This window comes from Streptomyces sp. LN549 (assembly GCF_043203805.1).
Classification (GTDB): Bacteria; Actinomycetota; Actinomycetes; order Streptomycetales; family Streptomycetaceae; genus Streptomyces.
Window position 1 is genome coordinate 1116420 of sequence record NZ_JAZHRI010000002.1, and the last position, 12774, is coordinate 1129193.

Below are 12774 nucleotides of genomic sequence, written 5' to 3' on the forward strand. Positions count from 1 at the left end.
GCGGCCCGTCCTGTCACTCGGGTGCTACGGCTTCGGCGTGGCGTGCGGGGTGCACGTCACATCGCGCCGGTCGGTCTTCCCGGTGAGCAGGTAGCTGTCCACCCGCTCGTTGATGCAGGGGTTGACCAGGCCGGTGACGCCGTGCGATCCGGCGCCCTCCTCGGTGATGAGGCGCGAGCCCTTGAAGCGCTTGTGCAGCTCGACGGCGCCCTCGTACGGAGTGGCGGCGTCACGCGTGGACTGCACGATCAGCACCGGGGGCAGTCCCTTGCCGGTGCGGACGTCCAGCGGGGTCTGCTGCTTGGCCTGCCAGGTCGCACAGGGAAGGTTCATCCAGGCGTTGGCCCAGGTCATGAACGGGTAGTCCTTGTGCAGCCGGGTGTTGTCGCGGTCCCACTTGCGCCAGCTGGTGGGCCACTTGGCGTCCGCGCACTCGACCGCCGTGTACACGGCGTTGCTGTTCTCGGACCGGATGTTGCCCACCGTGTCCGACAGGTCGGGGGCGGCGGCGTCGATCAGTGCCTGGGTGTCACCGGCCCGGTAGGCGCTCCAGGTCCGGGCTGTGGGCGCCCAGGCGGAGTCGTAGTACGGGGCGCTCTGGAAGAACCCGATGAGTTCCGCGGGGCCGAGGACGCCGCCGATCGGGCTCTTCTTGGCGGCTGCGCGCAGCTTCAGCCACTCCTGCTCGACCTTCTGCGGCGTGGTGCCGATGTGGAAGGTGGCGTCGTTGGCGGCGACCCAGGCCTTCCAGTCGTCCCAGCGCTTCTGGAAGGCGATGTCCTGGTTGAGGTTCGCCTGGTACCAGATGTTGTCCTTCGCCGGGTTGACGACGCTGTCGACGACCATGCGGCGGACATGGGACGGGAAGAGCGTGCCGTAGACCGCGCCCAGGTAGGTGCCGTAGGAGACGCCCAGGTAATTGAGCTTCTTCTCACCGAGCGCGGCGCGGATGACGTCCAGGTCACGTGCGGTGTTCGGTGTCGTCATGTGCGGCAGCATGTCGCCGCTGCGTTCGGCACAGCCGTCCGCGTACTCGGCGGCGAGCTTGCGCTGGGCGCGTTTGTCGGCCTCGGTGTCGGGCACCGGGTCGGCCTTGGGTGCCTTGACGAACTCCTGCGGGTCGATGCAGGAGATCGGCGCCGAATGGCCGACGCCGCGGGGGTCGAAGCCCACGAAGTCGTAGGCCTTCGCCGTGTTCAGCCAGAGCGGGCTCTTCGTGGCGATCCGCTTGGGGAACGCCATGCCCGAGCCGCCGGGGCCGCCCGGGTTGTAGATCAGGGCGCCCTGGCGCTCACTGCTGGTTCCGGTGCTGACGTGCCGGTCGACGGCTATCTTGATCTGCTTGCCGTCGGGCCTGGCGTAGTCGAGCGGGACGGTGACCCATCCGCACTGGATCGGCGCGGCGATGGCCCAGTCGGCCGGACAGTCCGCCCAGTCGATGCCGGCCCTGGCCGCGCGTGCCGCGGCCAGCTGGACGCCGCGTGCCTCGGAGCCGTTGTGGTGGCGGCCGTCGGCGGTGGCAGCCGGTGCGGCTATCGCGCCCGCTATGAGCGTGCCCGCGATCAGAGCGCCGGCCGAGCCGAGCGCTGCTGTGCGTCTCAAGTGGAACCTCCCCCATGGTGAAGCGCCTTCGGGTGCGGCGCTGTTCAGTAGGTACCTCCCGCGGATCCTGTCTCCTGTGAGCTGCCTGAGAACAGATCGCACACGTACTTCTTTACCGAATCGATAACCGGACAGCGGTGTCCTGCCAGCGGTGTTCAGCTGCTCGCGGCGACCGCCAGTTCGTCCGCCGCCCGCTCCAGCACGGAGCGCAGCTCCCTCGCGTCGGCGGCGAGCGCGGTCACCAGGACGGCGGGGCCCGCGAGCCGCGTGAGGACGGCGGTGGATCCCAGCAGTCGGGCCTCCGGGGCGGCCACTTCGTCGAAGGCCGGTTCCACGACGAGCAGTTGACCGATGGCGCGGTGGCCGCCGAGCACGGCCGGGCCGTCCCAGCCGCCGGGTGCGCCCGGCCCGTAGGCCAGTTGCTGATCGAGGAGCGGACGCCCGGCGCGGCGCACGGTGAGCCTGCTCAGGAGCGTGCCGGTGGTCTCGCCGTACCGGCCGAGAATCTGCTCCTCGCGCAGCACCATCCTTGCGGTGGCGGCGAGTTCGACGACGGTGGCCATCTTCAGTTCGCTGCCGTGTGCCGAGATGAGCTGTTCGGGAAGCCAGTTGAGCTCGGCCCCCTCCTCCACGTTCAGCACGATGTCGTAGCGCGCCGCTGCCGCTGCGGGGCCGGGCAGGGCGACCGTGGCCGCCGCCGAGTCGACGGTGAGCCGGGTGCCTCGCCCGGCCCTCGCCTCGATGGCGAGCCGGTCTCCGCCGAGCGGGGCGCTCATCGCGCCCACGACGGTGACCCGCGCCGCCCCGGGAAGGGTGGCCCTCGTCCGCCGCAGGGCGAGTGGTCCTTCGCTCTCCAGGACGGGGAGCGTGGTGGCGCCGCGCCCGTCGCGTACGGCGGTGATGCGGGCGGTGGCCCGGACGCTCATGCGGTCCAGGAGGCGAGCCGCCCCCGCACCCAGTCGGCGACCGGACCGACGCCTTCGCCCGAGGTGAGCGAGGTGAAGGCGACGGGCAGTTCGCCGCGCTGCTGTGCGGCGTCGCGGGCCATCCGGCCGAGGTCGGAGCCGACGTACGGCGCCAGGTCGGTCTTGTTGATCACCAGCAGGTCGGACGTGGTGACGCCGGGGCCGCCCTTACGCGGGATGTCGTCGCCGCCCGCCACGTCGATGATGAAGATCTGGGCGTCCACGAGCCCCTTGGAGAAGGTGGCCGTGAGGTTGTCACCGCCGGATTCCACGAGGATGAGGTCGAGCGGTCCCACGGTGTCCTCCAGGTCCTCGACGGCTTCGAGGTTGGCGGATATGTCGTCGCGGATGGCGGTGTGCGGGCAGGCTCCGGTCTCGACGGCCTGGATCCGCTCGGGCGGCAGCACCGCGTTGCGCAGCAGGAACGCCGCGTCCTCCCGGGTGTAGATGTCATTGGTGACGACGGCCAGGGACAGCTGGTCGCGCAGGGCTCGACAGAGCGCGGCCACGGTCGCGGTCTTCCCTGATCCGACCGGTCCGCCGAGGCCGATGCGCAGCGCCCGTCGGGTGCCGTCGGGGCGTGCGGCGTCGGCGCCGACAGCGGCCGGGCCCGGGTGGGAGTGGTCGAGGTGCATGCTGCGGCTCCTGTGCGGTTCGGTCGGCGTGCCGTTCGGCGCGCCGGAGTCATGAGGCGAAGAGCCGGACCGGCCGACCGGCGTGGGCCTCGGCGGAGATGTCGAGCAACGGGGATGAAGCGGCGGGAAGTTCATCGATGGGACCGTGCGCGGCAGCGACGGCCTGCTCGGCTATGTGGTCGAGCTCGGGGGCGAGCCGGGCCAGGACGGCGGTGGCGTCGAACGGGTTGAGGGAGAGCAGCCGGACCACGGCTGTGGCTGGTCCCCCGACCGTCTCGTACGCGGCGCAGTGTGCGGCGTCCTCGGGCCCGAGCCCTGCCGCGCGCGCGGTCAGGCCGAGCACGACCGGCTGGTGGCCGCCGCGTGGCCGGGCCAGGGCGAACGCGTCGAGCTCCTCGCTCGGCCAGGTCGCACGGGCGGCCCTCATCAGCTGCCGGCCGAGCTTGCGGGCGACCGCTCGCAGGGCGGGTGAGGGTGTACGGGCGTCGGCGACCTCGTCCAGGGCCAGCGGGTCGTGCCCGTGGGCGGCCGCCGCGGCGAGCGCCGCGGCGGTGAGCCCTGTCGTGTGCAGACGGCCCCGGCAGAAGTCGGCCAGGTCGTCGGCATTGCGGATACGTCCCGCCACAACGGCCGCCTCGGCACCGCCGGAGTGGGCGTGACCGCCGGCGGGGAACCGGCCGTCGGCCAGGACGAGCAGGGCTGCACGGCTCATCCGTCGTCCGTTCTCAGAAGAGGAAATAGCGCTGGGCCATGGGGAGTTCTGCGGCCGGCGCCGGTTCGACCGGGTCGCCGTCGATCGTCACGGCGAAGCTGTCCGGGGCGACGTCCACCCGGGGCAGCGCATCGTTCTCCCTCATGTCGGCCTTGGTCACGCCCCGGGTACTGGTGATCGGCACGAACCGCTTCCCCAGCCCGAGCCGTTCGGGCAACGCGTCCTCGATCGCCGCACCCGACACGAAGTTGAGCGAGTTGGCGGCCGGTGCCCTGCCGATGGCACCGAACATCGGACGTGGCAGGACAGGTTGCGGGGTGGGGATGGAGGCGTTGGCGTCACCCATCTGCGCGTAAGCGATCTGGCCGCCCTTGATGACGGTCTGCGGCTTGACCCCGAAGAAGGCGGGTTCCCACAGGACCAGGTCGGCGAGCTTGCCGGTCTCCACGGAGCCGATCTCCCGGTCGAGGCCCTGGGCCACCGCCGGGTTGATGGTGTATTTGGCGACATAGCGACGGACTCGGTGATTGTCGGCCCGCCCGTCGCCCGGCAGTGCGCCGCGCCGCTTCTTCATCACGTGGGCGGTCTGCCAGGTGCGCAGGACGACCTCGCCTATGCGCCCCATGGCCTGTGAGTCGGAGGAGATGATCGAGATGGCACCGAGGTCGTGCAGGATGTCCTCGGCCGCGATGGTCGAGGGCCGGATCCGCGACTCGGCGAACGCCAGGTCCTCGGGCACGGCAGGGTTCAGGTGGTGGCACACCATCAGCATGTCGAGGTGTTCCTCGATGGTGTTGACGGTGTGCGGCCGGGTCGGATTGGTGGAGCTGGGCAGCACGTACGGCTCCGAGACGACACTGATGATGTCGGGGGCGTGCCCGCCGCCCGCACCCTCGGTGTGGTACGCGTGAATGGTGCGCCCGGCGATGGCGGCCAGGGTGTCGGCGACGAATCCGGCCTCGTTCAGCGTGTCGGTGTGGATGGCGAGCTGGGCGCCGGTCTCCTCGCAGACGCGCAGGCAGGCATCGATGACGGCGGGTGTCGCACCCCAGTCCTCATGGATCTTGAACCCGAGTGCGCCGCCCCGCAGTTGGGAGTGCATGGCGTCATGGGACATCGTGTTGCCCTTGCCGAGCAGTCCGATGTTGACGGGGTAGGCCTCCAGCGCCTCGAACATCCGGGCCAGGTGCCAGGGACCTGGGGTGATGGTCGTGGCCTTGGTGCCCTCGGCCGGGCCGGTGCCGCCGCCGACCAGGGTGGTGATGCCGCTGGAGAGCGCCTGGTCCACGAGGGTCGGCGAGATGAAGTGGACATGGGCGTCGATGGCGCCTGCGGTCAGGAACTTCCCGTTGCCCGAGATGATTTCGGTCTCGGGACCGATCACCAGATCCGGATGGACACCGTCCATGGTGTCCGGGTTGCCGGCCTTCCCTATCCCGGTGATCCGGCCGTCGCGGATGCCGATGTCCGCCTTGACGATTCCCCAGTGGTCGATGACGACGGCGCCGGTGATGACCGTGTCCGGGGCGCCTTCGGCGCGGGTGGTGCGCGCCTGCCCCATGGACTCACGGATCACCTTGCCGCCGCCGAACACGGCCTCGTCGCCCGCGAGTCCGGGTCCGCCGCAGCGGTCCTCCTCGATCTCCACGAGCAGATCGGTGTCGGCGAGACGGATCCGGTCGCCGGTGGTGGGGCCGAACAGGTCGGCGTACACGGCGCGGTGGAGCTCAGTCATCGAGGGGACCTCCGGTCTCGCCGCGCAGGCCCGGGACGATCCGCCGCCCCGCCAGCGGGACGAGTTCAACGTCGACGGGGATACCGGGCTCGAACCGGACGGCCGTCCCGGCGGCGATGTTCAGCCGGAGTCCGCGGGCAGCCTCCCGGTCGAACGCGAGGCCGGGATTGGCCTCGGCGAAGTGGTAGTGCGAGCCGACCTGGACCGGCCGGTCGGCCGCGTTGAGGACGGTGAGGCGGATGACGGGCCTGCCCGCGTTGAGCGGCACGGGCCCGTCCGCGTACAGGATCTCTCCCGGAATCATCGGCGGCGCCCCGTCAGACGATCGGGTCGTGGACGGTGACGAGCTTGGTGCCGTCGGGGAAGGTCGCCTCGACCTGCACATCGTGGATCATCTCGGCTATGCCGTCCATGACGTCGTCACGGGTGAGCACCTTGCGTCCGGATGCCATGAGTTCGGAGACCGTACGGCCGTCGCGCGCCCCCTCCAGCAGGTGGGAGGTGATGAGGGCGACGGCCTCGGGGTGGTTGAGCCGCAGTCCGCGCGCGCGGCGCTTCTCGGCCACGTCCGCAGCCACATGTATGAGCAGGCGTTCCTGCTCGTGCGGGGTCAGTTGCACGTGTCCACCTCACAGTCATCCGCCCAGTACCGGCCCTGGGCGCAGCGAGACACTAGCCGCCTTCAACAGTCTGTTGACGATCGAACCGGTGCCGCACGGCGAGGTATTGCACGTTAGAGCCGAAGTTTTTCCGGCGCGTTAACTGGCCTTTTGCAGATCCATGGACATCAGCCCTCGCAGACCGTTCTCGAGCACCTCGGGTCCCGCGTCGCCGAACATGGCGAGTTGGGCGATGAAGCCCTGCGCGGTGGCGATCAGCGTGCGGGCGATGTGCTCGTCCGGCACTTCAACAGCGAGCATCCCGCGCGCGCGGTAGACGCCGACCAGCTCCGCCCATGACACCCGCAGCCCTTCGTACGCCTCACCGAGCGTGGCCGCCAGCCGCTCACTGCGCAGCGTCTCGGACCACACCTGCACGATCAGCCCGGCATACGCCCTCCGGTCCAGCCCGCCCCTCCCGTCCGCCTCGTCCCCGAACAGGGTGCGCACCACACGGCCGATCAGCACATCGGGGGTGGGCGGCGGACTACTGCGGGCAGCACGCTCGAACGCCTGCCGGACCCCGCCGACCGCCTCCCCCGCAATGGCGGCGATCAGGTCCTCCTTGCCGGTGAAGTAGCGATAGACCGCACCGGCCGACAGCCCGACCTCCTTCAGGACGTCCTGCATCGACGTGGCGTGGAAACCGTCGCGGGCGAAGCACCGGGCCGCGCCATCAAGGATCTGGCGGCGGCGGGCATCGAGGTGTTCCTGGGATACACGGGCCATGACCTCAATCTAAAACGAACGTTCCTTCTTGACAGCGCACCACCCGGAAGGAGAGTGACGGCGACACGCAAAACGAACGATCCTTCTCTTTGAATCGAGGCTCACGCCATGTCCGCTGCCCCGAACCGCCGTTTGGTGGCGGTCGTACTGCTGGTCCCCATGGTGGTGGCGCTCGTCCTCTGGGCTTTCGCCTGGCCCGCCGCCCGCATGGCACCCCGGGACCTCCCCGTCGGCATCGCAGGCTCCGCACCGGCCGCCGATCAGCTCCAGCAGCAGCTCGAACAGCGCGACGGCGCCTTCGAGATCCACCGGTACGACTCCGAGACCGCCGCCCGCACCGCAATTGAGGACCGGGCCGTATACGGCGCGATCGTGGCCACCACGAAAGGCCCCGAACTGCTGACCGCGTCCGCGGCCGGCCCCGTGGTCGCCCAGCTGCTGCACGAGGCGGTGACCGCATCCGCTCCGGCGGGCGCCGCGGTACCGGTCACGGACGTGGTGGCGGCACCGGCCGCGGATCCGCGCGGCAGCGTGCTCGGCGCGAGCATCCTGCCGCTGGCGATCGCCGGCATGGCCGCCGGATCGGCCGTGACCCTGCTGCGGCTGCGCGGCGGGCGCGCGGCCGCGGCGCTGCTCGGTGTGGCCGCTCTGGTGGGAATCGCCGCCACCGCGCTCACCGACAGCTGGCTCGGGGTCATCACCGGTGACTGGTGGAGCGAAGCGGGTGCACTCGGCCTCACCGTGCTTGCCATCGGCGCGCCGGTGGCGGGGCTCGCGGCCCTGATCGGACCGGCGGGAGTCGGCCTCGGGGCGCTGCTCATGGTGCTCGTGGGCAACCCGTTCTCGGGCGTCACCAGCGCGCCCGAACTGCTTCCCCAGCCGGTCGGAGCGATCGGCCAGTTGCTGCCGCCGGGCGCGGGCGGTTCACTGCTGCGCTCGGTCGCGTTCTTCGACGGGCACGCGGCGGGTGGCGCGACCCTGACCCTCGCCCTGTGGGCCGTACTCGGTCTGACCGCGGTGATCATCGGTGGCCGCCGCCGGCTGCCCCCGGCACCGGACGCGCCCGAGACCGCACCCGTGCGCCAGCCCGCACCGGTGGACTGACGCACCCCGGGAGAGGGCCGCGCACCCTGCCAAGGGGGTGCACGGCCCTTTCACGTCCGGTCAGTTGGCCGGGCCCTGCTGCCCCCTGTATTCCGCGGCGATCCCGAAGCGGCGCCGTTCGCCCGGAGCGGACGCCGTGGAGCCGATCGAGGAGACCGAGCTGATCACCTGCTCATGCTCCGCCGCCTCCTCACCCTCAAGTCGCTCCAGGTCAGCGGCCGATACGAGGGCCACGAGCGGCTTGCCGTGCCGCGTCACGACCACGCGCTCGCCGCCGTAGACGACTCGGTTGATCAGTTCGGCGAGCTCAGCTCGGGCTTGCGTCACCGGAATCTCATAGGCCATGCTCCCATCATAACCTTCTGTACGTCCTGTACATTTTTTTCCAGAAGCGTGCGCGAGTGCCTTCATGGCCTCGCGCGCCCCGGAGGAGAGGCCTCGCCATGCACCGCCCCGCCGCCCGCCATGTACTGCCCGAGTTCACCGAGCGCACTTCCCAGGGGACCCGCACGCTCGACCCGTACTCCAAGCTCCTGGCCGAACGGGTCGTGTTCCTCGGCACCCCCGTCGACGACACTGCGGCCGGTGACCTGGTCGCACAGTTCATGTACCTGGAGCACGACGCGCCGGACCGGCCCATCCAGCTCTACATCAACTCCCCCGGCGGCACGTTCGGCGCCATGACCGCCGTCTACGACACAATGATGTTCCTCACCTGCGAGGTGGAGACCTTCTGTCTCGGCCAGGCGGGGGCCGGCGCCGCCGTGCTGCTCGCGGCGGGAGCTCCGGGCAGACGACACGCCCTGCCGGGCGCCCGCGTGGTGGTGCAGCAGCCCGAACTCGCCGAGCCGGTACAGGGGCAGCCGTCCGATCTGGAGATCGAGGCACGGGAGCTGGCCCGCATGCGCGAGACGCTCACCGGCATGCTGGCCCGTCACACCGGCCGCCCCGCCGAGCAGATCACCGCCGATACCGAGCGCGACCTCATCCTCGACGCCGAGGGCGCCAAGGACTACGGGCTGGTCGACCACATCGTCCAGAACCGCTCGCTGTCGCTGCCTCCGCACTCGACGCGGTGAATCCCCGATGCAGCCACCGGAGTTCGCTCCACTGCCCGCCCTGACCCGCGCGGAGGGCGAGTTCATCGACCGCTACCTGCAAGTCCTCGACCAGGTGGGCCGGATCAATCCGGCCCACGGCGGCGACACCTACGGCGCGCTGCGCGCCGCCCAGGCGCTGGCCTCGTACTCGGCCGCACTGCGGGACGCGCTCGCATTGATGCACGAGCGTGGCGAATCCCGGATCCACGCAGTCACGTTGACCCGGGCGCTGCGCGTGCTGGACGGCGAACGGCGCTCCGGGCGGATCACCCTCCCACCCGAGCCCCCTAGTTGATCAGCCCCTCGACCCGACACGCCCGACGCGTCGACCAAATATTCTCCCTCGTTCGGCGTAGACGTTACTTCGCCCGAGGGACAGCTCAATTTGCGCTGTCGCGGTGGACGATGGGTGAAATCTCCCGTTCCGTGGCTGGTGCGGCACCGGTCGGCGAGAGTCGACAGTTTGCCGAAAAGTCACCTTCCCACCCGAACGGGTCAGTCGTGATGAGCCTCACATATCGCCGCTTCCCCTCGGAAATCCGGCACTCGGTGAGTCAAGATCCCTGGGACGACAAGCCCCCGCCACCGCGGCGGGGCGGTCCGGGCGGACGCCGAGTCCTGCCGCCGTCCGGATGCCTGGTCGACAGGAGTGGATCGGCAGGAGTGGAGGACCCGAGCACAACGGGCCGACCGGACCTCCGGTCGTCCCTCGGGGTGAAGCCGCATCCGCGGCCGGGCAACTTCGCCAGCCCGAACCCGACAGGTCATCCTTCACAGGCGGCTGACGAAGGGTTGCGCATGAGTGCGCAGGTTCATGTCCCGTCTCTGCTCGCCCGGGCCACGACGGCCTCGGCCATGACTCTCGCCGCTGTCGGCGGCACGTTGTTCGTTCCCGGCGCCGTGACCGAAGCCCAGGCCGCGACGCATTCGATGAAGGCGCTCAACATCGCCGCGTCGAAGAAGGGGGCGCCCTACCGGTGGGGCGCCACCGGACCCAGCCGCTTCGACTGTTCCGGCCTGACGCTCTACTCGTTCAAGAAGGCGGGCAAGAAGCTCCCGCGCACGGCCCAGCAGCAGTACAACAAGACCCGCCACATCTCGTCCTCCAAGCGGCAACGCGGCGATCTGGTCTTCTTCCATTCCGGCCGCAGCATCTACCACGTGGGCATCTACGCGGGCAGCGGCAAGATCTGGCACTCGCCCAAGACCGGGGCCGTGGTCCGCCTGGAGAAGATCTGGACGAAGAGCGTCTATTACGGCCGGGTCCGCTGAGGCCCCGCCCCGGTCCGCTGCGGACGGGTCCGCCAAGGCCTCTCCCCCGTCCCGGCCCGTGCTCCCGCGTCAGTGCAGCAGCGGGCCGGTCACCAGGACCAGCCCCAGTGCGGTGAGTGCCGCGCCGCTGCCGCCCTCGATCGCCCGGGTGGTACGCGGCCGGCGCAGCCACCGGCCGAGGCGGTCCACCAGGAGCGCCACGACCGGGAACCAGATCAGCGCCATCAGCACGACGATCGCGGCGAGCAGCAGCGTCCTGGGCAGGGGCGCGGCCCCGGCCGGCACGAACTGTGGCAGCAGGCTGAGGAAGAGCACGGGCGCCTTGGGGTTCAGCGCATTGGTCAGGAATCCCTGGCGCAGTGCGCGGCCGGTTCCCATCGTGGCCCGCCCACCGTCTCCCTCATCCGGCCCCGGCTCCGCCGCCGGCCCCCCGCGTCGCCGGGCCGCATACAGAGCACTGAGGCCCAGGTAGAGCACGTAGGCGCCGCCCAGGAGCTGGACGGTCCGGAACAGCACGGGCACCGCCACCAGCACGGCGGCCAGACCGGCGACGGCGAGCGCGGTGTGGACGAGGAGGCCCCCGGCGACCCCGAGGGCGGTCGCCACCCCCGCCGCGCGCGAGGCGAGGGCGTTGCGTACGACGACGGTGAAGTCCGCGCCGGGCAGGGCGACCATGCCGGCGGCGACCCCGACGAAGGCGGTCAGTTGTGCGTCCATGGCTCCACCCTGGACCGCCGTAGCCTTTAGCGTGTACTTGCAATCTTCTGGGTCTGCCAAAAGGAACGCTTAATGTACGACCCGACACGGCTCGCGGCGCTGGTGGCGGTCGCCGAGGCCGGTTCGATCACCCGGGCCGCCGCACGCCTGGGCTATACCGCCCCGGCGCTCTCCCAGCAGCTCGCCAAGCTGGAGCGGGAGGCGGGGGCGGCGCTGCTGGTGCGCCATCACCGAGGCGCCCGGCTGACAGCAGCGGGCGAACTGCTTGCCGGGCGCGCCCGGCGGGTCCTCGACGAGATGGAGCAGGCCCGCCACGAACTGGCTCGCCTGGCCGGACTCTCCGGCGGTCGCCTGCGGGTCGGCACCTTCACCACTGCAGGCATCCATCTGCTGCCGCCGGTACTGAGCGCGTTCCGCCGGGCGCACCCGGACGTGGAGCTGACCGTCACCGAGTACGAGCCGCCGGGCGGGGTGGCCGCGGTGGCGGCGGGCGAGGTGGATCTGGCGCTGACCCATGCCTATGAGCCGGGCGCCGCGACGCCGCCGCCCTCAGGTGTCCTCCTCGAGCCGCTCCTGGTCGAGGAGCTGGTGCTGATCACGGCCGTCGGCCAGGTCCTGGCCGACGGCAGCGGGCGGCTCCCGGTGACGGAGCTGGCAGGCCGGCCCCTGATCAGCAGCGCGCCCACCCATCCGCCGCGCCGCGGGGTGGAGAGCGCACTCGCCGAGGCCGGGGCACTGCCGGCGGTGGTATGCGAGTCGCCCGGCTATGCGCTGGTGTGCGCCCTGGTCAGCGCGGGCATCGGCATGGCGGTCGTACCCGAAATGGTCGCCGCGATGTCGCCGACGCCCCTGTCCGTACGGCGGCTGGAGCCGGCCGCGTTCCGCCGGACGATCTCGGTGGTGCACCGTGGCGACCGCGCGAGCGCCGCGGCGGCGACGCTGCGGGCTCTGCTGCGCAGCGGATTCGGGCGGGCCGCAGCGCCCCTGTGACCGGGGTGCGCGGCGGGGCAGTCAGTGCTGGACGGCCACGTGCCACGGCAGCGCGATCCAGACGGTCTTCCCGCCGTCCGCGGTGGGGGTGACGGTCAGCCGGCCACCGTACTCCTTGGCCAGCGAGCGGATGATCACCATGCCGCGCCCGTTGTCCTGCTGCACGGCCGCAGGGAGTCGCTGGGGCCACCGGGGGTGACTGTCCGTCACCCCGAGGCGCAGCTGCTCCTCCCGTTCCAGCCGGAGGTCCACGGTGAACGTGGGTGACTGTCCGAAGGTGTGCTGGACGGCGTTGGTCGCGAGCTCCGAGACGATGAGCCGGACGGTCTCCCCCGTCTCCGCGTCGTCGGGAAGTCCCCAGTCGGCCAGTACCCGGGCCACATATCTCCGGGCCGCGGAGACCGAGACCGGCTCGCTCGGCAGAGTGACGCTTGCTTCTTGATGGTCTGCCATGGCGAGCCGTCCCTTTCCCACCCGGAAGCGACCCCGCGATCGTTGGTCCGGGTTGTGCTTCGCGCCAGATTGCCACTGATGCTGCCCTCTGTAACGGCGAT

General features: G+C 70.9%; 16 protein-coding genes and 1 riboswitch. Of the genes, 5 read left to right on the plus strand and 11 right to left on the minus strand.

Features of this window, described 5'->3' with window-relative positions:
• Positions 1–24: 24 nt before the first annotated feature.
• The 8 genes from SH922_RS04900 to SH922_RS04935 form a co-directional block, all read right to left on the minus strand.
• A complete protein-coding gene (locus SH922_RS04900; protein WP_393055049.1) occupies positions 25–1602 on the minus strand; it encodes an alpha/beta hydrolase in 1578 nt (525 codons plus the stop codon).
• Positions 1603–1757: 155 nt separating this feature from the next.
• Positions 1758–2528 (minus strand): urease accessory protein UreD, encoded by a 771-nt coding sequence (locus SH922_RS04905; protein WP_393055051.1) that lies wholly within the window; start codon positions 2526–2528, stop codon positions 1758–1760.
• The gene (ureG, locus tag SH922_RS04910; protein WP_362555794.1) at positions 2525–3202 is read right to left on the minus strand and encodes an urease accessory protein UreG; all 678 of its coding nucleotides are present in this window, start codon (positions 3200–3202) and stop codon (positions 2525–2527) included. The genes SH922_RS04905 and ureG overlap by 4 nt, the downstream gene beginning before the upstream one ends.
• A gap of 49 nt (positions 3203–3251) precedes the next feature.
• Complete coding sequence (locus SH922_RS04915) at positions 3252–3914, minus strand: urease accessory protein UreF (RefSeq protein ID WP_393055053.1); 663 nt, start codon at positions 3912–3914, stop codon at positions 3252–3254.
• Between the two features lie 13 nt (positions 3915–3927).
• Positions 3928–5649 (minus strand): urease subunit alpha, encoded by a 1722-nt coding sequence (locus SH922_RS04920; RefSeq protein ID WP_393055055.1) that lies wholly within the window; start codon positions 5647–5649, stop codon positions 3928–3930.
• Entirely contained in the window at positions 5642–5953 is a 312-nt protein-coding gene (locus SH922_RS04925; RefSeq protein ID WP_393055057.1) for an urease subunit beta, read from the minus strand. The genes SH922_RS04920 and SH922_RS04925 overlap by 8 nt, the downstream gene beginning before the upstream one ends.
• A 13-nt stretch (positions 5954–5966) precedes the next feature.
• A complete protein-coding gene (locus SH922_RS04930) occupies positions 5967–6269 on the minus strand; it encodes an urease subunit gamma (protein WP_393055059.1) in 303 nt (100 codons plus the stop codon).
• Positions 6270–6407: 138 nt separating this feature from the next.
• Positions 6408–7037 (minus strand): TetR/AcrR family transcriptional regulator, encoded by a 630-nt coding sequence (locus SH922_RS04935; protein WP_393055061.1) that lies wholly within the window; start codon positions 7035–7037, stop codon positions 6408–6410.
• A 108-nt stretch (positions 7038–7145) separates the two neighbouring features.
• On the opposite strand from SH922_RS04935, the gene SH922_RS04940 reads away from it, so the two are divergent.
• The gene (locus SH922_RS04940) at positions 7146–8141 is read left to right on the plus strand and encodes an ABC transporter permease (protein WP_393055063.1); all 996 of its coding nucleotides are present in this window, start codon (positions 7146–7148) and stop codon (positions 8139–8141) included.
• Between the two features lie 60 nt (positions 8142–8201).
• Here the strand turns inward: SH922_RS04940 and SH922_RS04945 are convergent, their stop codons facing one another.
• A complete protein-coding gene (locus SH922_RS04945; protein ID WP_393055065.1) occupies positions 8202–8486 on the minus strand; it encodes a type II toxin-antitoxin system Phd/YefM family antitoxin in 285 nt (94 codons plus the stop codon).
• A 98-nt stretch (positions 8487–8584) separates the two neighbouring features.
• On the opposite strand from SH922_RS04945, the gene SH922_RS04950 reads away from it, so the two are divergent.
• The 3 genes from SH922_RS04950 (at position 8585) to SH922_RS04960 (ending at position 10513) form a co-directional block, all read left to right on the plus strand.
• Complete coding sequence (locus SH922_RS04950) at positions 8585–9220, plus strand: ATP-dependent Clp protease proteolytic subunit (RefSeq protein ID WP_393055067.1); 636 nt, start codon at positions 8585–8587, stop codon at positions 9218–9220.
• Positions 9221–9227: 7 nt separating this feature from the next.
• Complete coding sequence (locus tag SH922_RS04955) at positions 9228–9536, plus strand: hypothetical protein (protein ID WP_393055069.1); 309 nt, start codon at positions 9228–9230, stop codon at positions 9534–9536.
• A 304-nt stretch (positions 9537–9840) separates the two neighbouring features.
• Positions 9841–10036, plus strand: a riboswitch (cyclic di-AMP (ydaO/yuaA leader).
• A gap of 3 nt (positions 10037–10039) precedes the next feature.
• A complete protein-coding gene (locus tag SH922_RS04960) occupies positions 10040–10513 on the plus strand; it encodes a C40 family peptidase (RefSeq protein WP_393055071.1) in 474 nt (157 codons plus the stop codon).
• Positions 10514–10582: 69 nt separating this feature from the next.
• Here SH922_RS04960 and SH922_RS04965 read toward each other — a convergent pair whose 3' ends face one another.
• Positions 10583–11230, minus strand: a complete 648-nt coding sequence (locus SH922_RS04965) for a LysE family translocator (RefSeq protein ID WP_393055073.1) — start codon at positions 11228–11230, stop codon at positions 10583–10585.
• Positions 11231–11302: 72 nt separating this feature from the next.
• On the opposite strand from SH922_RS04965, the gene SH922_RS04970 reads away from it, so the two are divergent.
• Positions 11303–12220 carry a LysR family transcriptional regulator gene (locus tag SH922_RS04970; RefSeq protein WP_393055076.1) on the plus strand — a complete coding sequence of 306 codons (918 nt, stop codon included), beginning with the start codon at positions 11303–11305 and terminating at the stop codon, positions 12218–12220.
• 21 nt (positions 12221–12241) lie between these two features.
• On the opposite strand, the gene SH922_RS04975 is transcribed toward SH922_RS04970, so the two are convergent.
• Positions 12242–12673 (minus strand): ATP-binding protein, encoded by a 432-nt coding sequence (locus SH922_RS04975; protein ID WP_393055078.1) that lies wholly within the window; start codon positions 12671–12673, stop codon positions 12242–12244.
• Positions 12674–12774: the final 101 nt, after the last annotated feature.

Bases quoted from the DNA above. Each gene is read 5' to 3' on its own strand.
- SH922_RS04905 (WP_393055051.1), bottom strand. From the start codon at position 2,528: ATGAGCGTCCGGGCCACCGCCCGCATCACCGCCGTACGCGACGGGCGC.
- ureG (WP_362555794.1), bottom strand. From the start codon at position 3,202: ATGCACCTCGACCACTCCCACCCGGGCCCGGCCGCTGTCGGCGCCGAC.
- SH922_RS04915 (WP_393055053.1), bottom strand. From the start codon at position 3,914: ATGAGCCGTGCAGCCCTGCTCGTCCTGGCCGACGGCCGGTTCCCCGCC.
- SH922_RS04920 (WP_393055055.1), bottom strand. From the start codon at position 5,649: ATGACTGAGCTCCACCGCGCCGTGTACGCCGACCTGTTCGGCCCCACC.
- SH922_RS04925 (WP_393055057.1), bottom strand. From the start codon at position 5,953: ATGATTCCGGGAGAGATCCTGTACGCGGACGGGCCCGTGCCGCTCAAC.
- SH922_RS04935 (WP_393055061.1), bottom strand. From the start codon at position 7,037: ATGGCCCGTGTATCCCAGGAACACCTCGATGCCCGCCGCCGCCAGATC.
- SH922_RS04940 (WP_393055063.1), top strand. From the start codon at position 7,146: ATGTCCGCTGCCCCGAACCGCCGTTTGGTGGCGGTCGTACTGCTGGTC.
- SH922_RS04945 (WP_393055065.1), bottom strand. From the start codon at position 8,486: ATGGCCTATGAGATTCCGGTGACGCAAGCCCGAGCTGAGCTCGCCGAA.
- SH922_RS04950 (WP_393055067.1), top strand. From the start codon at position 8,585: ATGCACCGCCCCGCCGCCCGCCATGTACTGCCCGAGTTCACCGAGCGC.
- SH922_RS04955 (WP_393055069.1), top strand. From the start codon at position 9,228: ATGCAGCCACCGGAGTTCGCTCCACTGCCCGCCCTGACCCGCGCGGAG.
- SH922_RS04960 (WP_393055071.1), top strand. From the start codon at position 10,040: ATGAGTGCGCAGGTTCATGTCCCGTCTCTGCTCGCCCGGGCCACGACG.
- SH922_RS04965 (WP_393055073.1), bottom strand. From the start codon at position 11,230: ATGGACGCACAACTGACCGCCTTCGTCGGGGTCGCCGCCGGCATGGTC.
- SH922_RS04970 (WP_393055076.1), top strand. From the start codon at position 11,303: ATGTACGACCCGACACGGCTCGCGGCGCTGGTGGCGGTCGCCGAGGCC.
- SH922_RS04975 (WP_393055078.1), bottom strand. From the start codon at position 12,673: ATGGCAGACCATCAAGAAGCAAGCGTCACTCTGCCGAGCGAGCCGGTC.